Origin of the sequence: Brevibacterium sp. FME17 (assembly GCF_014897515.1) — a bacterium.
Lineage (GTDB): Bacteria > Actinomycetota > Actinomycetes > Actinomycetales > Brevibacteriaceae > Brevibacterium.
In genome coordinates this window covers 71,593-92,748 of the sequence record NZ_JABUYD010000004.1, presented here as the reverse complement: position 1 = coordinate 92,748, position 21,156 = coordinate 71,593, and the positions used below count along the sequence as shown (strand labels likewise).

Sequence of the window (21,156 nt, the reverse complement as noted above, 5' to 3'; positions counted from 1 at the left end):
ATGGAGCCTGTGATGAACGATCCTCTTCCGCTGCGCTACGTTGCGATCGGTGACAGCTTGTCCGAAGGCGTCGGTGACGAGCCGTGGCCTGATGGCAGCGCGCGAGGCTGGACCGATCGCCTGGCCTCCCTTCTCACCGCGCATTACGGCAATGAACGGCCGATCCACTATGCGAACTTGGCTGTGCGTGGGTACAAGACTGCCCAGGTCGTCGACACTCAAGCTCAGACGGCTACTGATATGCGGCCCGACTTTGTGACCCTCACCGCCGGAATGAATGACATCATGCGGCCCCGGGTCGACTTCGACGCGCTGAAGAGCGACCTCGTGGGGCTCGTCGAGCCCCTCACCTCGGCCGGGGCCAAGGTCTTCGTCGTTCCCATCCCCAACATCGCCGGAGTCTCACCAGCCGGTCCACTGATCAACACCCGTCGACTGCGTCTCAACGCGATCTACCAGTACCTCGCCGACGAATACGGAATCCAGCCGCTCACCAACACCACCAACTCGGTTTTCGAAGATCCCCGTGCATGGGACGATGATCGACTTCACCTCGCCCCGCTAGGCCACGAACGGCTCGCCTGCGCGGCGGCGGAAAGTTTCGGCCTGCCGGTCGACTTCGATGTGCTCAGTGCACCCGAGGGGCCAGCACCGCTGCGCACGGCCAGGACCGAAGCACACTGGTGGTGGACACACGTACGACCGTGGATCTATCGGCGGCTCACTGGCAAATCATCCGGGGACGGCCGGGTGGCCAAGAGACCACACCTCGAGCCGATCGTTGCCGACGGACGCTAAGGGGTTGCAGTCCGGTCGGCGAGAATCGTCAGAACGAACTCGCACCAGCGGATGTTCTCCTGTTCGAAAGTGATGCCTCTGGCCAACGTGAGGTAAGGACCGAGGTGATCCGCCTCGGACAGGAAAGTCTGCTCGCTCCGGCCCTCGAGCAGGTTGCTTTGAGAGCGTTCGTAGCGTTGGAGCTTTGACTCTGAAGCCGCGAGCTTGTCCTGCACATTGGCTGCGATCGCTGCGGCGTCTCCCAGGTTCATGGCCTCGACCTGGACGAGCAGCTCGTCACGGATCGCAGTTGGTTTGGGCGCGCGGACGGTGAAATTGCGCAACTCCTCTCGGCCACGGTCGGTGAGGGAGAACAGTCGCTTGTTCGGTCGCTTCACCTGCTGGACCACTTGAGCCTCGATCAGGCCGGCGGTCTCCATCTTGTCGAGTTCGCGGTAGAGCTGCTGCGGAGAGGCGGTCCAGAAGTTCGAAACAGTCACATCGAAGGCCTTCGCCATGTCGTATCCCGATGACTCGCCATTGGAGAGAGCGGCCAAAATTGCATCCTGAAGTGCCATAGCCGACACCATAGCCCGGTGCCCGGAATGATCACAAAGCTGATTATTCCCCACCTCGGCAATGAACAGATTCGCAGCGCCCGTCATGCCGATACGACGTAGACTCGGGCTCACACACCTGCCCACAGTAAGACACCTGCCGACAGTAGGAAATCAATGATGATTGACACTTCGCTCAGCGACTGGCTTCTGGACTCCGACCCTGCACTGCGCTGGCAGGTCGAGCGCGACCTCTTAGACGTCGACGAAGACACCTGGCAGGAGACTCGGAAACGGGTCCCTGCCGAAGGGTTCGGCCGTGAGCTCCTCAGCCGCCAAGACGCAGACGGGCAGTGGGCGGGAGGCGCGTACTTCCCAGCCGACTTCAGGGGAGAGGGCCCGCAGCCGTGGACGGCCACCACCTGGGCACTCAACGAGCTTCGTGAATGGGGAGTTCCTGCCTCGGCGCTGGAGGGAACCGCGGCACAGCTGGTCCCGGTGAAGTGGGAATACGAGGACATGCCCTACTGGGGCGGGGAGGTCGATGTCTGCATCAACGCGATGACCCTGTCGAACGGCCTGTGGCTCGGTGCCGACGTCGATGAGATCGTGGATTGGTTCCTCGACCACCAGCTCGACGATGGGGGTTGGAACTGCGAATGGGTGGACGGCTCGACAGTGGCTTCCTTCCATTCCACGCTCAATGCCCTGATCGGACTCCTCGACTACCAGGTTCGCACCGGTGACGCCGAGCGGGTCGCGGCCGCGCGTGCCCGAGGAGAGAAGTATCTGTTGCGGCGCGAACTCTTCCGCAGACTCTCGACGGGGGAGCCCTTCTACAGTCGAGTATTCAGCTTCGCCCATCCTCGGCGGGCCTATTACAACGTGCTCGCCGCGGCCGACTACTTTCGGGCGGCGGCAGACGCGGACGGAGCCTCGCCCGACTCACGAATGTCCGTGGCGATCGAGGCCATCAGATCCCAGCGGCAGTCCGACGGGACCTGGCTGCAGGGGCACCGGCTAGACGGCGATGTCTGGTTCCACGTCGACGTGCCGACCGGTGAACCGTCGAAGTGGGTGACCCTCCAAGCCACTCGTGTTCTGAAATGGTGGGACTCGACGCAGTCCGCGCAATGACCTAGAAGTCCACTTCGTCCTTATCGAGCCCGGGGAACTTGACCTCGTACTTGATCATATTGTCTTTGTGATCGACGAGTTTGACCGAGCCGAAGTAGGTCTTCTTCTTCGTATGAACCTCGCAGCTTGTCAGACCCCACCAGCCCATGACCTTCATATCATCACGGCATTCGACCTTCGAGACCTTCATATCGAACTTGTTTGTGAACAGGTCGTCGATATCAGCTTCCAGGGATGCCGTGGGGATCTTTCCATCGCCTTCTTTGTCGACCTTGATCCCGTCATCACTGGCCCAGGACGTGGTCCGCGGGGCATCGGCGAAGAGATCCTTCGATTTGCTCGGCTCGGACTCGGCAGACTTGCTGGGGGCTACGGCTGGCGCACTTTCCGACTCGCTCGGCGCAGCCTTGCCCTGCATGCCGCCCTTCTCTGTCTGCGCGGCCTCATCGGACTTCTTCGCCGGCTCGTCCTTCTCCCCGCCGCCGCAGCCTGTCAGGGCCAGGGCCAGGGCGATACCGGCAGCGGCAGTGATGGTACGGGCTGAGAATGCGGCCTTGGGCATCGATTTCATCGTCATGCTCCTCAGAGAAGTTCGGTGATGGCCTCTCCGGCAACCACGGGCGTTGTGCGTTCACTGACGATTCTGCCATCACTGCGGCGACGACGAAGGATTTCGCTGTTCAGATCCGGAGACACATGTGTCCATCCGGGCACATGACGCAACGCGGTCATCATCGCGGGACGCTCGACTACGATGACCGGATGATCCCCACGACGACAACAGCGAACGGCACGGCCCTTCCTCTCCTCGGGCAGGGCACATGGCATATCGGCGACGACCCTGCGCAGAGGAAAGTCGAGATCGCGGCCCTGCGTGAGGGCATCGAACTAGGCGTGAACCTCATTGACACCGCGGAGATGTATGGCTCCGGACGCTCCGAGAACCTCGTTGGAGAGGCGATCGCACCTGTGCGCGATGACGTGTTTCTCGTCGATAAGGTTCTGCCCACGAATGCCTCGGAATCCGGGACCATTGAAGCCTGCGAACGGTCACTGGCTGTCCTCGGAACCGACCACATCGACCTCTACCTCCTCCACTGGCCCGGCGCCTACCCCGTGGACGAGACGATCGCAGCCTTCGAACAGCTCCGCGAGCGGGGGCTCATCGGCGCCTGGGGCGTGAGCAACTTCGACTCTGACGAGATCATGGAGCTGCCTGCTGTGCCGCAGGTCAACCAAGTTCTGCTCAACCCGTCCCGCCGCGGACCCGAGTTCGATCTTCTGCCCACCCACCGCCGCAACCGTCCGCACATCACGACGATGGCGTACTCGCCCGTCGAACAGGGGCGACTGCTGACGGATCCCACCCTCGCCGAGGTGGCCCGCCGTCACGACGTCACCACCGCCCACATCCTGCTGGCCTGGGCAATCCGGTCAGGGGACGTCATCGCCATACCGAAGGCCTCGACACCAGAACACGTGCGTGCCAACGCCGCTGCAGTCGATATCGAGCTGGGGAGCGGCGACCTGGCTGATATCGATTGTGCTTTCCCTGCACCAAGCTCACCGATGCCACTGGAGGTGATCTGAATGCCGCTGCCATCGATCGGACTCATCTCCCACGGCACATCGTCGGGAGAGGGGCGCAGAGTCATCGAAGCTCTCGCCTCCGCCGTCACCGAAGACCTGCTCTCCCGTGGGCTGGCCCAGGAGGTGATGCTCGGCCACGTGGATGTTCAACAGCCCGATGTCGCCGAGGTGCTCTCGGCGTTGCCCCACGACTCACCGGTGATCCTCGTGCCGCTGCTGCTCTCCCCGGGGTATCACGTGCATGTCGACCTGGCCGAAGCCATCCGTGCCGCGGGAGGCGCAGATGGACGCGGTGCGCAAGGCGGTGGTGAACGCGAAGCGCGAAGAACCTCCGAAAGCCGTGACATCCGACTGACGTCGACTCTGGGACCTGACCCGCGCCTTGCCCAGATTCTGGCCGCGCGTCTGCCGAACCTCGAAGACGAGGACCAGGTGGTGCTAGCAGCCGCAGGATCGAGTGACGACAGGGCCAACGACGCCTGCCTGGAGATGGCTGAATCACTGGCTCATGAGCTCTCGAGGCCCGTCGTTGCGGGGTTCCATGCCGGCGGGGGAGACCGCCTGGGCGATATTGTTGAGCAGAAACGTGGGTCTGGTGGACGTGTAGTGCTCTCGAGCTATCTCCTGGCCCCGGGATTCTTCCAGGACCTCGCCTCGGCGCTCATTGCTGAGTCCCGCGACATCCTCACCCCACCGCTGCTCCTTGACCGCGCGGAGGCCCCGTCATTGCTGGTCGAGATTGTTCGCGATCGGATAATCTCAGCACTCTGACTCGGCGTCAATTCTCTCGACCCGGATCGTCATCGTCCAGACTTATGACGTCATGTGTCACGAAACGACATGATTGGGGACCCTGAGTTGTTGAGCAATCCAATTCTCTTGTAGCGTGACGCACCAAAGGTTCACAGCAGCGTTTGGAGACGACCGTGTCCGCACATGTAGATGAAATCAAGCAAACCCGGGGTTCCGGTGCTTCCGTGAAGCCTGCCCGACAGAAGAAGTCGAATGGTCAGTGGAAGGTCGACGGCTCAGAACCGTTGAACAAAAACGAAATCGATAAGGCCGAAGACAACGGACTCAACGTCCGAACCCGGATCGAAGAGGTGTATTCGAAGGGCGGCTTCGCATCAATCGATCCCACCGATCTGCACGGGCGCTTCCGGTGGTGGGGGCTGTACACACAGCGCAAACCCGGCATCGACGGCGGCCGCACCGCTACGCTCGAGCCACACGAGCTCGAGGATGAGTACTTCATGCTCCGGATCCGCATCGACGGAGGCAAGCTCACCACCGAGCAGCTGAACACCATCGCGGGCATCTCGAACGACTTCGGTCGTGGCAGTGCCGACCTCACCGACCGCCAGAACATTCAGCTCCACTGGATCGAAATCGAGAATGTGCCCGAGATATGGGAGCGCCTCGAAGCCGTGGGCCTGCAGACAACCGAGGCCTGCGGCGACGTCCCACGTGTCATCCTCGGTTCTCCCGTGGCGGGCATCGCAGCGGATGAGCTCATCGACCCGACACCGGCGATCGAAGAGATCTCGCGCCGCTACATCGGCGACCCGAGCCTGTCGAACCTGCCCCGCAAGTACAAGACGGCGATCACCGGCCACCCCAGCCAGGACGTCGTCCATGAGATCAACGACTGCTCGTTCGTCGCCGTCGAACATCCTGAGAAGGGCATCGGCTACGACCTGTGGGTCGGCGGAGCCCTGTCTGTGGTTCCCCGATTCGCCGAGCGACTCGGTGTGTGGGTCGCGCCCGACCAGGTCGTCGAGACCTGGCTCGGGGTGACGGAGATCTTCCGCGACTACGGTTTCCGCCGTCTGCGCAACAAGGCACGTCTGAAGTTCCTCCTCGCCGATTGGGGCCCGGAGAAGTTCCGCGAGGTCCTCGAGACCGAATACCTCGGCTACAAGCTCGCCGACGGTCCCGCCCCGGAGAAGCCTATGACAGCGGGCGATCACGTGGGCGTGCATAAGCAGGCCGACGGAAAGTATTACATCGGAGTCAGTCTCATCGCCGGCCGCGCCTCGGGCACCCTGCTGAACCAGATCGCCGATCTGGCCGAGAAGTTCGGATCCACGCGACTGCGCACGACTCCGCATCAGAAGGTCCTGCTCCTCGATATCGACGAAGCAGACATCGACGAGGTCGTCGCAGGCCTCGATGCCCTCGGCCTCTCCAGCCGTAAGGATCTTTTCCGCCGTTCGACGATGGCCTGCACTGGCATCGAATACTGCAAGCTCGCGATCGTCGAGACTAAGCAGACGGCAGCAGACGCCGTGGCGACGCTCGAAGAGCGCCTCGCGGGTATCGATCTGCCGCACCCGATCAGCCTGCACCTCAACGGCTGCCCGAATTCGTGCGCACGCATTCAGACCGCCGACATCGGGCTCAAAGGCCAGATCGTTACGACAGATGAGGGTGAGCAGGTTCCCGGGTTCCAGGTCCACGTCGGCGGGGGGCTGGCCTCGAAGGACCGCGACGAAGCCGGCCTCGGCCGCACAGTCCGCGGCCTCAAGGTGACGGTCGACAACCTCAGCGACTACGTCGAGAAACTCGTCCGCCGGTTCCTCGACGGTCGCGGCGAGACCGAGACGTTCTCCGAATGGGCACACCGCGTCGACGATGAGGAGCTGGCATGAACACGACACAGTCACACGACACTGCCGCCAGGGCGCGCAGTCTTGATGAGCTCAAGGCCCTCGCCGAGGCCGGGGCGAAGGAACTCGCCGGCGATCCCGATAACGGCGTGGCCGAGGCCAACCCGGCCGACGTCATCCGCTGGGTCTCGCGCAACTTCGACACCTCTTCCTGCGCGGTGGCCTGCTCGATGGCCGACGCCGCACTGCCGCACTATGTCGCCCAGTACCTGCCCGGCGTCGATGTGCTCTTCCTCGACACCGGCTACCACTTCGCGGAGACCTATTCGACCCGCGACGAGGTGGCCAGCAAGGTCGACGTCAACATCGTCGATGTTCTCCCGGAGCAGACCGTGGCCGAGCAGGATGCGGAATTCGGTGCCGAACTCTTCAACCGTGACCCAGGACTCTGCTGTGCCCGGCGCAAGGTCGCACCTCTGAAGAAGTCGCTGGCCGGTTACGAACTCTGGTTCACCGGAGTCCGCCGGGATGAAGCACCGACCCGTGCGAACACGCCGCTGGTGACCTTCGATGAGAAGAACGGACTGGTCAAGGTCAACCCTCTGGCCGCCTGGTCCTTCGACGACCTTCTCGACTACGCCGGTGCGTTCGACGTGCCGGTCAATCCACTGCTGTCGCAGGGCTATCCGTCCATCGGCTGCCAGCCCTGCACCAACCCCGTGGCCGAGGGTGAGGACCCTCGTGCCGGACGTTGGGCTGGAACTAACAAAACAGAATGCGGGCTGCACGTATGAGCATCGATCACACACCTCTGTCTACCCAGAAACCACTGTCCGCCCTTGACGTTCTCGAATCCGAGGCGATCCACATCATCCGCGAGGTCGCGGCTGAATTCGAGAAGCCCGTGCTGCTGTTCTCCGGTGGCAAGGACTCCGTCACTGTCCTCCACCTCGCAGCCAAAGCCTTCTGGCCCGCGAAGATCCCGTTCGGTCTTCTTCACGTCGACACCGGCCACAACTTCCCGGAGATCCTGAAGTTCCGCGACGAGACGGCCGCCCGTTACGGCATTGACCTGAGCGTGGCGAAGGTCCAGGACTACATCGACGACGGCCGCCTGCGCGAACGTGCCGACGGCACCCGCAACACCCTGCAGACCCAACCGCTCATCGACGCGATCGCGGCCGGCGGTTACGACGCGGTGTTCGGCGGTGCCCGCAGGGATGAGGACAAAGCGCGGGCCAAAGAACGCATCCTGTCCCTGCGCGACGAATTCGGCGGATGGGACCCCAGCAACCAGCGCCCCGAACTGTGGAACATCTACAACGGCCGCCATGTGAACGGCGAACACGTGCGAGTGTTCCCGATCTCGAACTTCACCGAACTCGACGTGTGGAGCTACATCGAACGCGAGAACATCGCACTGCCGCACCTCTACTACGCCCACGAACGCGAGGTCTTCAACCGCGACGGCATGTGGTGGTCCACCGGAGAATTCTCGACCCCACGCGCCGGCGAAGACGTCATTCGCAAGTCCGTGCGCTACCGCACCGTCGGCGATATGAGCTGCACCGGTGCCGTGGAATCGGAGGCGAGCGACATCGCCTCCGTCCTCGCCGAGGTGGCTGTGACCACTGTGACAGAACGTGGAGCCACCCGAGCCGACGACCGGATCTCGGCCGCGGCGATGGAAGATCGCAAGAAGGACGGATACTTCTGATGACGACAACACCAGACACCACCGCTGCAACGCAGACGAAGACTCTGCTGCGCTTCGCGACAGCCGGTTCCGTCGACGACGGCAAATCGACGCTCGTGGGTCGCCTGCTCCACGATGCGAAGGCGATCCTCGCCGATCAGCTCGAAGCTGTCACGCGCACCAGCGAAGAGCGCGGCTTCGTCGGCGGCGAGTTCGACTTCGCCCTGCTCACCGACGGTCTGCGCGCCGAACGCGAACAGGGCATCACGATCGACGTCGCTTACCGCTATTTCGCCACCGACAGGCGATCGTTCATCCTCGCCGACTGCCCCGGCCACGTCCAGTACACCCGCAACATGGTCACCGGCGCCACCACCGCCGATGCCGTCGTCGTCCTCATCGACGCCCGCACCGGCGCCACCGAGCAGACACGGCGTCACCTCACCGTCGTGCAGAGGTTGGGCATCCGGCATATCATCGTCGCGATCAATAAGATCGACCTCCTCGACTACGACCACCTAGCCTATGCCAAGGTCGAGCACGAGGTCGAGGAACTCGCCACCGAGATCGGGCTCGACACCGCCCACCTCATTCCGGTCTCGGCACTGGCCGGAGACAACGTCGCCGAAGCCTCGTCCAACACCCCCTGGTACTCGGGGCCGGCCCTGCTCGAACTCCTCGAAACCCTTCCCAGCAAGGAGGAGGACACCGCCGATCTCGAACCCTTCCGCCTCGACGTCCAATCGGTTCTGCGCCCGCAGGGCGGACTGGCACCGGGACTTAACCCCGAGGAATTCCGAGACTACCGGGCCGTGGCCGGACAGGTCACCTCCGGCCGGGTCCACCTCGGCGATGAGATCGATGTCCACCCGGCAGGGATCAGGACAAAGGTCGTCGGCATCGACACCGCCGACGGCCCTCTGGAATCGGCGGGTGCGCCACTGTCGGTGGCGCTGCGACTGGCCGATGACATCGACATGGCCCGCGGAAGCGTGCTGGCCGCGGCCGGAACCCTGCCGATGCCGCGCAAACTTCTGCGTGCCGAGGTCTTCCCGTTCACGACACAGGGCCTGCGCTCGGGTGACAGGGTGCTCGTCAAGGCTGGGACGACGACGGTCAAGGCCCTCGTGACGATCGAATCGAAGCGGAACCTCACGACCTCGGTGTCCGAACCCGCCGAGGTGCTCGCCGGCAATGACATCGGCCTCGCCGAGGTGAAGCTGGCATCCGCACTGCCGCTGGCGGATTTCCGCGAGCATGGTCGGTCCGGCGGCTTCCTCATCATCGACCCGCAGACCGGAGCCACCGTGGCCGCGGGCATCCACACCCCAGCGGAAGAAGGTGCGGAATGAGTCTCTTCACCCGGCAAGTCCCCGGCAGCGTCCTCCTTATCGGGGCCGGCCCCGGTGATCTGGGCCTGCTGACCGTCAAGGGCCTGCGCGCCCTGGAATCGGCCGAGGTCATCGTCGCCGACCGCCTCGGCGCCCGCACGGTCATCGATCAGCTCGAAGTCGAACGGGGCGAAGCGCTCGCAGCCCAGATCATCGACGTCGGAAAGTACCCCGGCCACCATCCGGTGCCACAGACCCGGATCAACGAGATCCTCGTAGAACAGGCGCGACTGGGCAGAAGAGTGGTCCGGCTCAAGGGCGGCGACCCGTTCGTCTTCGGACGCGGCGGTGAAGAGGTCGCCCACTGCAGAGAGGCCGGCGTCGAGGTCCAGGTCGTCCCCGGTGTCACCAGCGCGAACTCGGTCCCCGCCGTCGCCGGGATTCCGTTGACCCACCGCGGTCTGGCCACTGCCTACACCGTCATCACCGGCCACGATCAGCTCGCTGAGCTCGGTGGCTGCCGCGATCACACGGTTGTCGTGCTCATGGGCATCGGCACCTTGGCCCACTCGGCGATGATCCTGGCCCGTGGGAGACGCGGAGGCGACTGCCCCGTCGCGATCATCGAGGACGGGTTCGGCGAGAACCAGCGAGTGACGATCGGGACCTTGAACACGATCGCAGGCCAAGCAGCTCGCCGAGGTGTGCGCTCGCCCGCCATCGTCGTTGCAGGTGATGTCGTGACATTGAGCCCCTACGCCGTCGGTGCCTTCGCCCGGGCGCAGACCTCCGAACCGGAACTCGTGAGGAACCCATGACCTACATCATTGCCCAACCCTGCGTCGACGTGAAGGACCGGGCCTGCATCGACGAATGCCCCGTCGACTGCATCTACGAAGGTGCTCGCTCCCTCTACATCCACCCCGAAGAGTGCGTGGACTGCGGCGCCTGCGAACCCGTGTGTCCCGTCGAGGCGATCTTCTACGAAGACGATGTCCCAGACGAATGGGAGGCCTACTACTCTGCGAACGTCGACTTCTTCGACACCATCGGGTCCCCGGGAGGCGCTGCCGCCCATGGCGTCATCGATTCCGACCATCCCCTGATCGCGGCACTGCCGCCCCAGAACACAGGAGAACTATGACTACGAATCCCTTCCGTGTGGCTATTGTGGGTGCCGGTCCTGCCGGGATCTATGCGGCCGATCTGTTGACTAAGGCTGAGCGTGACTTCGAGGTCAGTATTGATCTCTTTGAGCGTTTGCCGACTCCGTTCGGTTTGGTCCGTTACGGTGTGGCTCCGGATCATCCTCGGATCAAGGGCATCATCAACGCTTTGATCAAGGTCCTCGACCGTGGTGATATTCGTTTGTTCTCCAACGTGGAGTACGGGGTAGACATCAATCTCGAAGAGTTGACTGATCGCTATGATGCGGTGATCTTCTCTACCGGTTGCTTCATTGATGCGTCTTTGAATCTGCCTGGTGTGGATCTGCCTGGTTCGTATGGTGCTGCTGATTTCGTGAATTGGTATGACTCGCATCCGGATGTGGCTCAGACCTGGCCCCTGGGTGCTGAGAAGGTTGCTGTCATCGGCAATGGCAACGTTGCTCTCGACGTGGCGCGGGTGTTGGCGAAGCAGGCCGATGATATGCACACGACTGAGATTCCTGATCACGTGTATGAGGGTCTGAAGTCGTCTCGGGTTACGGATGTGCATGTGTTTGGTCGTCGGGGTCCGGCCCAGGCGAAGTTCCCGCCGCTGGAGTTGCGTGAGCTGGGGCATGTCAAGGATGTCGATATCATCGTCTATCCCGAGGACTATGAGTTCGATGATGGGTCTTTGGCTGCGATTGAGTCGAATAATCAGACGAAGCAGGTTGCGAAGACTCTGACTGATTTCACGATGCGTGAACCGGTGGGGGCTAAGCGTCGTCTGCATCTGCATTTCTTGCATTCCCCGGTTGCGATCTTGGGTGAGGATCGGGTGACGGGTCTGCGTACGGAGCGGATGGAGCTTGATGGCAGTGGTGGTGTGGTTGGTGCCGGTACGTTCCATGATTGGGACATCGATGCCGTGTATCGGGCCATCGGGTATGCGGGTACAGCGCTGCCGCAGTTGCCTTTCGACTCGAGCAGGGGAGTTATTCCGAATCATGAGGGTCGTGTCGTCGACGCGGATGATCAGCAGGTCTCTGCGCAGGCGGATGTGGTCCAGGGTGTGTATGCCACTGGTTGGATCAAGCGTGGTCCGGTGGGTTTGATTGGGCATACGAAGGGTGATGCTCTGGAGACGATTGGTCATATTTTGGATGATCGTTCTGCTGGTGTGTTGACTGAGCCGGTGTATCCAGATGACAGTGCCATCGTTGAGTTGTTGGAGTCTAAGGGTGTTGATTATGTGGATTGGGAGGGGTATCACCGTGTGGAGTCGGCGGAGAAGGCTCTGGGTGAGGCTGAGGGGCGTGAGCGGGTGAAGATCGCGACGCGTGAGGGCATGTTGGCTGAGGCGCGCAGTCATCTGCAGGCCGAAGCCGCCAGCCACGAATTCAGCCCCCGCTGAAGCCCTGAACAGAAAATAGGCGAATAGCCAGGTTCTGCGGCGACGCCGGGCGGGTCAGAGAGGACTGCTCTTTGGCTATGACAACGCCCGGCGTTTCACTGCATAAGAATCATCGCGGTACCTACTGTCCCGAGGGTCCGCACGGCTTCCCGCTGCTCGTCGCCGCCCACCCTGGACCGCCTTCGTCGCCCTGACCGGAGTGGTGCTGGCGATCACCGGCGCCGAAGCACTGTTCGCCGATATGGGTCACTTCGGTCGCCTGCCCATCTCCCGGGCCTGGCTCTTCATCGTCCTGACGGCACTCGTCCTCAACTATCTGGGATAGGTCGGCCTGGACCTGCGCACACCGGGGGACATCGGCCATCCCTCCTTCGACCTCGTTCCCGACTGGGCGATGATCCCTGCAGCGGTCCTTGCGACCATGGCCACGGTCATCGCCTCACAGACTGTCATCGCTGCGGCCTTCTCCGCGATCCAACAGGCCGGACGACTGCAGCTCCCTCCACCGTTCGGCGTCGTGCGCGTGTCCCAGTTTTCACCCGGTCAGATCTACGTTCCGCTCGTCAACGCACTGCTCGCCGTCGCCGTCATCGCCGTCGTCGTGGTCTCCAACCTGACGAAGTTCCTTTCCTGCGGTTGGCTGCCGATCGCCATCGGCCGCGTCATCTTCGTCGGTGGTCTGGCCGGGCCGAGGGCACCCACCAGGATGCCCGGCACCGCGGTGTACCAGTGCCACTCCGTGAAGCTCGTTCCCGCGGCCATGCAGACCCTGATCAGACATCAGTCGGTCGTCCATGAGAGGGTGCTCATCGTCAAGATCATGACCGGGCACAAACCGTTCACCACCGAGGCGAGGCTCATCGAGCGAGGGCATGGAGTCACCACCATCGAACTGGACGACGGTTTCAGCCTGCCGCCCAAGGTGCCCGACCTCCTCAATCGAATTGAGCAGGCACAGTCGCGGCCGGCCGGCTCGCCGAGTGTGGCCGACGCGGTGTACTTCGTCCCCGAGGTCGCCCCTATCCGGGGGAGAACTCTCCGATGCGCCGCTGGCAGCGGGCCATCTTCATCAACTTCATGCGACTGCGTCCGGATCTGCTCAACCAATACCACCTGTCGCGTGATCACAGCATCGTGGTCAACCGCGAGGTCCCGATCTGAGCCGTCCCTTCGCACCGCAGCAGGGAAGCGCAGGGAGTACTGTCAGTCCAAGAGCAGGAAACCCTCTGACCGGAAGGACACCGCCCATGAGCGAAACCAGTGCACGCGTCGCCGTCATCGGCAGCGGAATCGCCGGAGCCAGCGTTGCCTTCGGGCTGGCTTCACGCGATGTTGCGGTCACCGTCTTCGACGATGCCATGGCCGGTCAGGCGACCGCCGCCAGTGCCGGGATCATCGCGCCGTGGGTCTCGACGAGCACCGGCGCCTACTACGAGACCTACGCCGCCGGCGGCAATTTCTACCCCGAATTCCTCGACCGGCTCAGCGCGCTCGGGATCCCCGAGCTGGGCTACCGCCGGTCCGGCGCCCTAGTCGTCAACGAGGATCCCACTTTCCTCGCCGAGGCGGCCCATCTCATCCGTGATCGCATCGCGGCTGCCGGGGCAGTCGCAGGCGAGGCGCATGAGTGTGACTCCGCGAATCTCAGGGAGCTGTTCCCACCGATCGCAGCGGACATGTCCGGGCTCTTCATCAGCGGGGGAGGCCGGGTCGATGGGCGCACCCTGCGCGACGCGGTCCTCACCGGGGCGAAGGCCTACGGGGCCGGACTCGTCGCGGACACGGCCCGAACGATCACCGCTGGAACTTCGGGCACATGGTCCGTGGGGACCACCTCGGCGGTGGAGGACTTCGACGCCATCGTCATCGCCGGTGGCGCGCGCAGCTCGGAGATCCTGGAGCGCCTGGGCCATACGGTGGCGATCACAGCGCAGCGCGGGCAGCTCATCCATCTGGGCCTGCACGGGGCCAACACCTCGTCGTGGCCGACGCTGCATCCGCTCGACCACCATTACATCACGCCCTTCGACGGCGGCAGAGTCGTCATCGGCGCCACCCGTGAGGACGGTGTCGGCTTCGACGTGCGCACAACGGCGGCGGGGCAGAAGCAGGTCCTCGATGACGCCCTGAGAATCGCTCCCGGGCTGGCCGAGGCGACGATTCTGGAGACAAGAGTCGGAGTCAGGCCCATGTCCACGCGTCCCAGTGGGCTGCCCTACGCCGGAGCCGTTCCAGGGGCACCTGGGCTGTGGCTGGCCTCAGGCTTCGGCGCCGGCGGGTTGACGATGGGTCCGCTCATCGGCGACGGCCTAGCCGCAGCGATCCTCGGACAGGAGGCACCGGCGATCGCACACCTGGGGCTGTGACCTGCGGCACGTCTGGCTTGGTAGTCTGAGGTCATGAAACCGGTGCTGCCCCGAGCCTTCCGATGGTTCTGGGCGGGCGAAGCCGTCTCCGGATTCGGTACCTGGATCACATTCCTCGCCCTGCAGGTCATCATCGTCGACCACTTGCACGCAGGAACCGTGGGCCTGGGCTGGATGAACGCCGCGAGGTGGCTTCCGTACCTGCTCTTCGGACTCATCCTCGGTGCACTCATCGACCGAGTCCGACGTCGACCCGTCATGATCGCAAGCGACCTTCTTCGAGCTCTGCTGCTGTGTGCGATCCCGGCGCTGTGGGCACTTGGCCTGCTCAGCCTGGTACCGCTGCTCCTCATCGTGGCCATCCTGGGAACGGCAACGTTGGTCAACGACAGTGCTTCGCAGGCATTCGTGCCCCGGCTCGTTCCCGTCGGCGGCCTGCAGGCGGCTCACGCGCGAATCGATGGCACGAACGCGGTTGCCCAGACCGCGGGGCCAGCTCTGGGCGGCGGGCTGCTTGCCGTCATCGTGGCACCGGTCGCTGTGTCGGTCAACGTGGTGACCTATCTGTTCTCCGCCGTCGTCGTCTCCCTCATCCGTGTAGACGAGCCGAGGAGCTCGCGCACGGAGGATTCTGTGAGACCGAATCTGCGCAGGGAGATCTGGGCAGGGCTGAAGTGGGTGTACCTGACGCCGAGTCTGCGTGACCTCGCGGTCTGGACGCATGTCTGGTTCGGCGCCCAGGCTATTCTCGCCGCGGTCAGCGCCGACTACTTCCTCGGAGCCATCGGCATCGACGCCCTCTGGTTCGGCATCGTCATGGCCGGAGGCGGGCTGGGGGGAATCATCGGCGCACTGATCTCACCACGCGCAGGGGAGAAACTGGGCAGTGGGCGAGTCGTCATCTTCGCCCACCTGTGCTCGGCCGCTGGCGCACTCATCCTGTTCGCGGCCACACCGCTCGCGGGCCAGCTGCACGGCGAGATGAGTTCGGTGGTCGTTCTCTTCGCGGGGGTGGGCCTGCACGGATTCGCCATCGGTCTGAGCAATTCACACGAGATGGCCTACCGGCAGTCGATCACCCCGGACGCGTTCCAGGCGCGGACGAATACGACGATGCGTTCAATGAATCGGGCCGTGATCGTCGTCGCCTCACCGTTGGCGGGAATATTCGCTGCCCTCACCAGCACGCAACTGATGTTGGTTATCGCTGCGGTGATCTTCGCACTGAGTGCGATCGGTCTTTGGTTCTCTCCGTTTCGCACGGCGAGAATCGGTACCTGAACCGCACAGGCCCTGTGTAGGGCACGATCAGTCGACGAATGGTGTGGTGACCGCCTTCGCCAGGGCATCGAAGGCACGGATCGTGGGGAAGAGCTTGGCAGCATCCTGCGGCAGGCCCCAGCTGGAGAGCTTGACGCCGACGAAGTTGGCTCCTGGGTTCATGTAGATCATCTGTCCGTGGATGCCCAGGGCGAGGAAGGCGTGCGAATCAGGAAACGGGAACCAGAACTGGTTGCGATACATTCCACCGGGCATCCGATTGTCATCGGGGCCCTCGGCGAAGGCCTTCCTGGTGTCGACATCGCCGGTGAGGGTGTCGCCGATCCACGAGGTCGGTGCCACCTGTTCACCTGTCAGGGAGACTCCGCGGTTCGCATACAGATACCCGAAGCGGGCAAGGTCGCGCAGAGTGGTGTTGATGCCGCCGTCGAACATGCCCACGCCGTACTGGTCGGTGGCGATGAGCGCATCGCGTTCGGCCCCGATCCGAGACCACAACACCCGCGACATGAGGGTCTGCATGCTCTCGTCTGCGATCTTTTCGCACACCCACCCCAGCACATCGGTCTCACACGAGCGGTATTCGTAGACTCCGCCGTGCTCGGACTTCGCGTCGAGCGTGGTCAGGAACTCATACATTCCCTTCGCTTGCCCCTCGGGGGTCTGCTCCGACCAACCGATCGACTCCTCGATCTGCCTGACCTCTGACTTCGGGTCGAGATAGTTCTCCGAGAACCTGATGCCCGAGCGCATGTCCAGGATGTGGCGCACAGTGGCTCCGGCATAGCCGGAAGAGGCGAGCTCGGGGACATAGTCGGTGATCAGACGATTCGGATCGAGATCCCCGGAACCGACGAGGACACCGGCGACCGTGCCGACCAACGACTTGCTCACCGACATCAGCAGATGCTCGGTGTCCGGGCGCATCGTGGAGAAATACTCCTCGGCGAGCACTGTGCCGTTGTGCAGGACCATCCACGCATCCGTGTCGCTGGCCTCGATGACGCTGCGCACACTGCGAGCCGCGGAGAACTCGGTCTTCGGAACCTCGACGTTGCCCAGGTCCTGCAGATCAGCGGGCAGTTCTGCCACAGGTCCGATCCCGCGCGAGATCGGCGTCGTGGGCAGCACCTGATCGACGTGCTGAAACGACCAGCGGACATTGTCGGCTTCCTGCCAGTTGTCCTTGTCGATGACAGGGGCCACGGGCACGGTCTGGTCCGGCGACGTCTCAGTCACTGTCCACCTCTTCGCAGTCGTTTCGGGTCGTCCGTGACGAGATTATCACCACAGACAGAAGTCAATCACCCTTCGCTCCAGGCCCGCCCAACGCCGGAGAGGGATCTTCTGCTGCGACTGGAACGCCGGCGTACATCGCACGGATGGAATCGATGAAGTGCTTGGCCCGGATGCTCAGGGCGTTCGGGCCCCCGGCCTTGGTCTGCAGCGGGTTCTTCGTCACGAGCACACCGAGGTCGGCGCCCTTCCACCGGTATTCGCCGGCCCCGTAGATGCGCAGGAAGAACACCTCGTTGCCGTTCTGCAGGGGATGCCAGTCAAGAGCGGCGCGCTTGTAGGTCAGAGTCCCGTACTGGTCGAGGTAGTACTGACCGGTCAGCGGTGAGTGGGTGATATATTCGGTGATGTCAGCGGTCTCCTTGATGACCATCTGGCTCCACTCATCAGCACCGGAGAGCTCTTCCCACCGCTCGTTGATCTCGGCGACATCGAGATCGAATTCGACGTCGAGGTACTCGAGCAGATGGAACAGGAACAGGGGGACGTCGGCGTAGGCGCCGGCGGTGACGTTGGTGATCGCTGAGGCACCGGAGATGCGCGGGTTGAGCTCACCGAGCCACACGTCGTCCGTGTCGAGGTCGACGAGCACATCGACTTCGAAGAAGCCGCGGTAGCCGCGTTTGCGCAGTCCCTCACCCATGCGCCGCACCAGCTCCCTGGCACGGGTGCGCTGGTCCGCGGTGAGCACGTCGGGGGTCATCTCATTGCCGCACCAGCCGCCCTTGTACGGAGTCAGCTCAGCGAAGCCGGCCAGCTCGGTGAGGAACGGGCCGACGACGACTCCGCTGCTGGTGATCACGGCCTCCACGGCCACGGGTGTGTTGTTGATGCGCTTCATGATCTTCAGCTCTTCGCCGATGATGTCGTGCTTGTGCCGGTTCCAGTCCTCCTCGGCGGCGATGAAGAACGTCGTCTTCCCTGAATCGCCGTAGGGGGTCTGGACGACGAGGTCGGTGCCCAGGTTCTCCTTCTTCGCCTCTGCGTTCAACTGCGCATAGGTGTCTGCAGTGGTGAGCACATTGGGCACGGAGTAGGCGCCGGCCTCGTTGCCGAGCTTCGTCGTCTCGATCTTCGAATCGAGCTGATTGCGCAGCGTCGCCGAGGGCAGGATGAGGTCGTAGCCGAGTTCACGGCAGATCCGCTCGGTCTCCTCGTCGAAGAAGACCATGGCGACCTTGGGCCTCTCACCGTGGGGCACATTCGTCGTCATATGGGCGCGCACCTCGGCGTTGAGGAGGAGCCAGTTGTTGATCGCTTCGCCGCTGTCGAATTCGACGAACGGCTTGTACCGCGGGGAGAAGACACGGGGGTGCCCGCCGTCCCAGCCGTCGTAGTACGTGATGTAGGAGAAGTTGCGGACCCATCGGTCGAGACCGAGGAGGTTGAATGGGGTCGCGCCGATGAAATAGATCGGCGTGATGTTGGTGCGGAAGAAGTGGCGCACCTCTGAGATGTTGCGCAAGGGCCGTCGCAACTGGGCCCGCTCCGCTTCTTCACCTGTGTAGGCGGCATCGGTGCCGACATGGACCTCGACATCGCCCGGATCCGGCGCCGAGGCGGTAGCCGGGGCAGGAGCCGGCACTGCAGAGGGAGCGCCTGCAGCGGCATCGGGAATGCGAGCCTCGGCCGTATTCACTGGTCGACCGGTGCCGGGAACTGCAACCGCGTCTTTGACCACACGCCGGTTTGCGCCTGCAGGATTGTTCGTCATCGCACTACTCCTTATGAAGACATCTGCTCTATCTGCTCGCACGTCCGTCCGCGTCATCGCGGCGATGATGCGAAAGGCCGAACGTCAAATGTGATGTGGACAACAACCTATACCAGTTTTCGGGGGCTGAGGACGATGGTGCACCAATTGAGTGAACCCGATGCGAATTCGGCGTCAAATCCGTGCTCTGAGCCATCGGTCGGGGCAATTCCCCGCGCATGGTGAGAGGCCGCTAGGCTGGGTTCACGACGTCTTTTCGAAAGAGAGCCACTATGCCGGTGAATACCGATAAGCAGGGAACCAGCTATTCCCTGCCTCGTCCCTACGAGGTGTCGAGGGAGGCGGTCGCGGAATTCGCGTTGGCCACCAATGCGAAGGCCGACTACCACTTCGACACCGGGGCGGCGACCGCCCTGGGCTATCACGACGTCGTGGCACCGACCACCTTCGCCGTGATCATCGCGCAGAAGTCTGAAGCGGCCTATATCAGTGACCCTGAGTCCGGCATCGACTTCTCCAAGGTCGTCCACGGCTCTGAGCAGTTCAGCATCACCCGCCCCATCGTCGCCGGCGACAGCCTGTCCGCCACGACCTACGTCGACGGCGTGCGCGCCGCGGGCAGCAACGCTATGATCACCACCCGCACCGAGATCACCGACGCTGCGCAGCAGCCGGTCGTCACAGTGACCTCGACCATCGTTGTGAGAGGAGACGGAGAATGAGCGTCACCGACCTGTCCCAGCTGACCATCGGAGACACCGTCGTCGAAGCCGAGATTCCCCTGTCACGGGCGTCGCTAGTCGACTATGCCGGCGCTTCAGGTGATCACAACCCGATCCACTGGTCCGAACGTTTCGCCAAGGAGGTCGGCCTGGACGGCGTCATCGCCCACGGCATGCTCTCGATGGCTGTCGTCGTTGCTCCTATCGTCGAGTGGATCGGCGATCCCGGCGCGATCGTCGACTACCGGACACGGTTCTCCGCGCCGGTGCTCGTCCCCGACGCCGAATCCGGCACCCCGGCCGCCCCCACCGCGACCCTGTCGATGACCGGAGTCGTCGGCGCCGTCGACGCTGCTGTGGGCACCGCTCGCATCGATGTCACGGTGAAGTCCGGAGACCAGGATGTGCTCAGCCGCACCCAGATCCGAGTCTCGCGGTGACGAAGGATCTGGCAGATTTCACGACATTCCATCTCGGTGGTCCTGCGGCCAATCTGCACATCGCGGAGACCAGGAACGAGCTTGTCGAGTTCTCTCGTGAACATCCCCTGAGTCTGTCGGCTCGCCCCGCTGCCGATGTCCTCTTCATCGGCGGCGGGTCGAACCTCCTCGTCTCCGATGCCGGTTTCGATGCCGACGTCTGCGTGGTCGCCACTAAGGGTGTGACGATGACCGATACCTCGGAGACCGAAACCCGTGTCACCGCCGAGGCGGGGGAGAACTGGGACGAATTCGTCGCCTACACCCTCGGCTGCGGACTCTCCGGTCTCGAAGCCCTGTCCGGGATCCCCGGCTCCGTCGGAGCGACCCCGATCCAGAATGTGGGTGCCTACGGGACAGAGGTCGCCGAACTCATCACCTCGGTCGAGGTCTTCGATCGTCTCGCCGGTCAGGTCCGCCACCTCAGCGCTGTCGAACTCGAATTCGGCTACCGGACCTCGGCGTTGAAGCGGGCGCAGCAGAGAACCGGAACAGCCCAGTACCTGGTGCTGTCGGTGACCTTCGATCTGCACCGCAGCTCAGACTCCCTGCCGGTGCGCTACTCACAGCTGGCCTCGGCGTTGGACATCGAGATCGGGGAGTCGGTGCCGGCTACGTCGGTGCGCACCAGCGTAATCTCCCTGCGCAGGTCCAAGGGCATGGTCTTAGACCCTCAGGACCACGATACCTGGTCAGCGGGTTCGTTCTTCACGAACCCGATCGTGGACGATCCGGCCAAGTTGCCCACCGAAGCCCCCCGCTATCCGGTCACCGACCCGCTGAGCGGATCAACGATCGAAGGACAGACGAAGACCTCCGCCGCCTGGCTGATCGAACATGCCGGTTTCTCCAAAGGCTTCAGCGTCGGAGCAGGCCGAGCGAGCCTGTCGACCAAGCACACCCTGGCGCTGACGAATCGCGGCGAAGCGGCGACAGACGACGTTCTCGAACTTGCCCGCACCGTGGTCGACGGGGTGAATGAGAGGTTCGGCATCGTCCTCGAGCCGGAGCCCACGTTCATCGCCTGCTCACTCTGAGT

General features: G+C 63.4%; 21 protein-coding genes and 2 pseudogenes. 18 read left to right on the top strand and 5 right to left on the bottom strand.

Translation table 11 applies throughout. From position 1 onward, the window contains the following. The first annotated feature begins 12 nt into the window (after positions 1–12). Complete coding sequence (locus INT40_RS05655) at positions 13–798, top strand: SGNH/GDSL hydrolase family protein (protein ID WP_193073170.1); 786 nt, start codon at positions 13–15, stop codon at positions 796–798. On the opposite strand, the gene INT40_RS05650 is transcribed toward INT40_RS05655, so the two are convergent. Then, entirely contained in the window at positions 795–1,355 is a 561-nt protein-coding gene (locus INT40_RS05650; RefSeq protein ID WP_193073168.1) for a PadR family transcriptional regulator, read from the bottom strand. The two genes, INT40_RS05655 and INT40_RS05650, sit on opposite strands and share 4 nt — an antisense overlap. Before the next feature lie 156 nt (positions 1,356–1,511). Between INT40_RS05650 and INT40_RS05645 the strand changes: the two genes are divergently transcribed. Next, positions 1,512–2,471, top strand: a complete 960-nt coding sequence (locus INT40_RS05645) for a squalene cyclase (RefSeq protein WP_413463174.1) — start codon at positions 1,512–1,514, stop codon at positions 2,469–2,471. Between the two features lies 1 nt (position 2,472). On the opposite strand, the gene INT40_RS05640 is transcribed toward INT40_RS05645, so the two are convergent. Further along, entirely contained in the window at positions 2,473–3,048 is a 576-nt protein-coding gene (locus tag INT40_RS05640) for a hypothetical protein (RefSeq protein WP_226830860.1), read from the bottom strand. 137 nt (positions 3,049–3,185) lie between these two features. Here INT40_RS05640 and INT40_RS05635 point away from each other — a divergent pair, with 137 nt between their 5' ends. The 10 genes and pseudogenes from INT40_RS05635 to INT40_RS20550 form a co-directional block, all read left to right on the top strand. Then, on the top strand, positions 3,186–4,061 hold the full coding sequence (locus tag INT40_RS05635) for an aldo/keto reductase (RefSeq protein WP_308298084.1): 876 nt from the start codon (positions 3,186–3,188) through the stop codon (positions 4,059–4,061). Beyond that, on the top strand, positions 4,062–4,832 hold the full coding sequence (locus INT40_RS05630) for a sirohydrochlorin chelatase (RefSeq protein ID WP_101575028.1): 771 nt from the start codon (positions 4,062–4,064) through the stop codon (positions 4,830–4,832). A 155-nt stretch (positions 4,833–4,987) separates the two neighbouring features. Beyond that, the gene (locus INT40_RS05625) at positions 4,988–6,712 is read left to right on the top strand and encodes a nitrite/sulfite reductase (protein ID WP_413463173.1); all 1,725 of its coding nucleotides are present in this window, start codon (positions 4,988–4,990) and stop codon (positions 6,710–6,712) included. Further along, positions 6,709–7,464, top strand: coding sequence for a phosphoadenylyl-sulfate reductase (locus INT40_RS05620; RefSeq protein WP_193073165.1), 756 nt, complete (start codon positions 6,709–6,711; stop codon positions 7,462–7,464). The genes INT40_RS05625 and INT40_RS05620 overlap by 4 nt, the downstream gene beginning before the upstream one ends. Beyond that, complete coding sequence (gene cysD / locus INT40_RS05615; protein ID WP_193073164.1) at positions 7,461–8,387, top strand: sulfate adenylyltransferase subunit CysD; 927 nt, start codon at positions 7,461–7,463, stop codon at positions 8,385–8,387. Before INT40_RS05620 ends, cysD begins: the two co-directional genes overlap by 4 nt. Next, a complete protein-coding gene (locus INT40_RS05610) occupies positions 8,387–9,718 on the top strand; it encodes a sulfate adenylyltransferase subunit 1 (protein WP_193073162.1) in 1,332 nt (443 codons plus the stop codon). Before cysD ends, INT40_RS05610 begins: the two co-directional genes overlap by 1 nt. Beyond that, positions 9,715–10,515 carry a uroporphyrinogen-III C-methyltransferase gene (gene cobA, locus INT40_RS05605; RefSeq protein WP_193073157.1) on the top strand — a complete coding sequence of 267 codons (801 nt, stop codon included), beginning with the start codon at positions 9,715–9,717 and terminating at the stop codon, positions 10,513–10,515. The genes INT40_RS05610 and cobA overlap by 4 nt, the downstream gene beginning before the upstream one ends. Next, on the top strand, positions 10,512–10,841 hold the full coding sequence (fdxA, locus tag INT40_RS05600) for a ferredoxin (RefSeq protein ID WP_101575022.1): 330 nt from the start codon (positions 10,512–10,514) through the stop codon (positions 10,839–10,841). Before cobA ends, fdxA begins: the two co-directional genes overlap by 4 nt. Next, positions 10,838–12,259, top strand: a complete 1,422-nt coding sequence (locus INT40_RS05595; RefSeq protein WP_193095713.1) for an FAD-dependent oxidoreductase — start codon at positions 10,838–10,840, stop codon at positions 12,257–12,259. Before fdxA ends, INT40_RS05595 begins: the two co-directional genes overlap by 4 nt. 199 nt (positions 12,260–12,458) lie before the next feature. Continuing rightward, positions 12,459–12,806 (top strand): annotated as a pseudogene (locus INT40_RS20550) (KUP/HAK/KT family potassium transporter); the annotation flags it as partial. 2 nt (positions 12,807–12,808) lie between these two features. On the opposite strand, the gene INT40_RS05580 reads toward INT40_RS20550, so the two are convergent. Beyond that, positions 12,809–13,021, bottom strand: a complete 213-nt coding sequence (locus INT40_RS05580) for a hypothetical protein (RefSeq protein WP_193072609.1) — start codon at positions 13,019–13,021, stop codon at positions 12,809–12,811. Here INT40_RS05580 and INT40_RS21320 point away from each other — a divergent pair. The 3 genes and pseudogenes from INT40_RS21320 to INT40_RS05570 all read left to right on the top strand — a co-directional run. Next, positions 12,966–13,211: pseudogene (locus tag INT40_RS21320) on the top strand (KUP/HAK/KT family potassium transporter); the annotation flags it as partial. The gene INT40_RS05580 and the pseudogene INT40_RS21320 sit on opposite strands and share 56 nt — an antisense overlap. A 295-nt stretch (positions 13,212–13,506) precedes the next feature. Next, the gene (locus INT40_RS05575; protein WP_193072608.1) at positions 13,507–14,625 is read left to right on the top strand and encodes an NAD(P)/FAD-dependent oxidoreductase; all 1,119 of its coding nucleotides are present in this window, start codon (positions 13,507–13,509) and stop codon (positions 14,623–14,625) included. A gap of 33 nt (positions 14,626–14,658) precedes the next feature. Next, positions 14,659–15,906: an MFS transporter gene (locus INT40_RS05570; RefSeq protein WP_226830858.1), complete on the top strand. Its 1,248-nt coding sequence runs from the start codon at positions 14,659–14,661 to the stop codon at positions 15,904–15,906. Positions 15,907–15,933: 27 nt separating this feature from the next. Here INT40_RS05570 and INT40_RS05565 read toward each other — a convergent pair whose 3' ends face one another. Together INT40_RS05565 and INT40_RS05560 are read right to left on the bottom strand one after the other, a co-directional pair. Beyond that, the gene (locus INT40_RS05565) at positions 15,934–17,145 is read right to left on the bottom strand and encodes a serine hydrolase domain-containing protein (RefSeq protein ID WP_193072607.1); all 1,212 of its coding nucleotides are present in this window, start codon (positions 17,143–17,145) and stop codon (positions 15,934–15,936) included. 61 nt (positions 17,146–17,206) lie between these two features. Next, positions 17,207–18,916, bottom strand: coding sequence for a biotin carboxylase (locus INT40_RS05560; RefSeq protein ID WP_226830857.1), 1,710 nt, complete (start codon positions 18,914–18,916; stop codon positions 17,207–17,209). A 272-nt stretch (positions 18,917–19,188) separates the two neighbouring features. On the opposite strand from INT40_RS05560, the gene INT40_RS05555 reads away from it, so the two are divergent. Genes INT40_RS05555 through INT40_RS05545 form a run of 3 tightly spaced genes read left to right on the top strand, consistent with a single transcriptional unit; the run spans position 19,189 to position 21,154 of the window. Further along, entirely contained in the window at positions 19,189–19,638 is a 450-nt protein-coding gene (locus INT40_RS05555; RefSeq protein WP_193072605.1) for a MaoC family dehydratase N-terminal domain-containing protein, read from the top strand. Continuing rightward, positions 19,635–20,078, top strand: a complete 444-nt coding sequence (locus tag INT40_RS05550) for a MaoC/PaaZ C-terminal domain-containing protein (RefSeq protein WP_101574474.1) — start codon at positions 19,635–19,637, stop codon at positions 20,076–20,078. Before INT40_RS05555 ends, INT40_RS05550 begins: the two co-directional genes overlap by 4 nt. Continuing rightward, on the top strand, positions 20,075–21,154 hold the full coding sequence (locus INT40_RS05545; protein ID WP_193095712.1) for a UDP-N-acetylmuramate dehydrogenase: 1,080 nt from the start codon (positions 20,075–20,077) through the stop codon (positions 21,152–21,154). The genes INT40_RS05550 and INT40_RS05545 overlap by 4 nt, the downstream gene beginning before the upstream one ends. Positions 21,155–21,156: the final 2 nt, after the last annotated feature.

Excerpts from the sequence above, each read along its gene's own strand:
- INT40_RS05655 (WP_193073170.1), top strand. The coding sequence starts at position 13 with ATGAACGATCCTCTTCCGCTGCGCTACGTTGCGATCGGTGACAGCTTG.
- INT40_RS05650 (WP_193073168.1), bottom strand. The coding sequence starts at position 1,355 with ATGGCACTTCAGGATGCAATTTTGGCCGCTCTCTCCAATGGCGAGTCA.
- INT40_RS05645 (WP_413463174.1), top strand. The coding sequence starts at position 1,512 with ATGATGATTGACACTTCGCTCAGCGACTGGCTTCTGGACTCCGACCCT.
- INT40_RS05640 (WP_226830860.1), bottom strand. The coding sequence starts at position 3,048 with ATGACGATGAAATCGATGCCCAAGGCCGCATTCTCAGCCCGTACCATC.
- INT40_RS05635 (WP_308298084.1), top strand. The coding sequence starts at position 3,186 with ATGACGCAACGCGGTCATCATCGCGGGACGCTCGACTACGATGACCGG.
- INT40_RS05630 (WP_101575028.1), top strand. The coding sequence starts at position 4,062 with ATGCCGCTGCCATCGATCGGACTCATCTCCCACGGCACATCGTCGGGA.
- INT40_RS05620 (WP_193073165.1), top strand. The coding sequence starts at position 6,709 with ATGAACACGACACAGTCACACGACACTGCCGCCAGGGCGCGCAGTCTT.
- cysD (WP_193073164.1), top strand. The coding sequence starts at position 7,461 with ATGAGCATCGATCACACACCTCTGTCTACCCAGAAACCACTGTCCGCC.
- INT40_RS05610 (WP_193073162.1), top strand. The coding sequence starts at position 8,387 with ATGACGACAACACCAGACACCACCGCTGCAACGCAGACGAAGACTCTG.
- cobA (WP_193073157.1), top strand. The coding sequence starts at position 9,715 with ATGAGTCTCTTCACCCGGCAAGTCCCCGGCAGCGTCCTCCTTATCGGG.
- fdxA (WP_101575022.1), top strand. The coding sequence starts at position 10,512 with ATGACCTACATCATTGCCCAACCCTGCGTCGACGTGAAGGACCGGGCC.
- INT40_RS05595 (WP_193095713.1), top strand. The coding sequence starts at position 10,838 with ATGACTACGAATCCCTTCCGTGTGGCTATTGTGGGTGCCGGTCCTGCC.
- INT40_RS05580 (WP_193072609.1), bottom strand. The coding sequence starts at position 13,021 with ATGGCCGCGGGAACGAGCTTCACGGAGTGGCACTGGTACACCGCGGTG.
- INT40_RS05575 (WP_193072608.1), top strand. The coding sequence starts at position 13,507 with ATGAGCGAAACCAGTGCACGCGTCGCCGTCATCGGCAGCGGAATCGCC.
- INT40_RS05570 (WP_226830858.1), top strand. The coding sequence starts at position 14,659 with ATGAAACCGGTGCTGCCCCGAGCCTTCCGATGGTTCTGGGCGGGCGAA.
- INT40_RS05560 (WP_226830857.1), bottom strand. The coding sequence starts at position 18,916 with ATGACGAACAATCCTGCAGGCGCAAACCGGCGTGTGGTCAAAGACGCG.
- INT40_RS05555 (WP_193072605.1), top strand. The coding sequence starts at position 19,189 with ATGCCGGTGAATACCGATAAGCAGGGAACCAGCTATTCCCTGCCTCGT.
- INT40_RS05550 (WP_101574474.1), top strand. The coding sequence starts at position 19,635 with ATGAGCGTCACCGACCTGTCCCAGCTGACCATCGGAGACACCGTCGTC.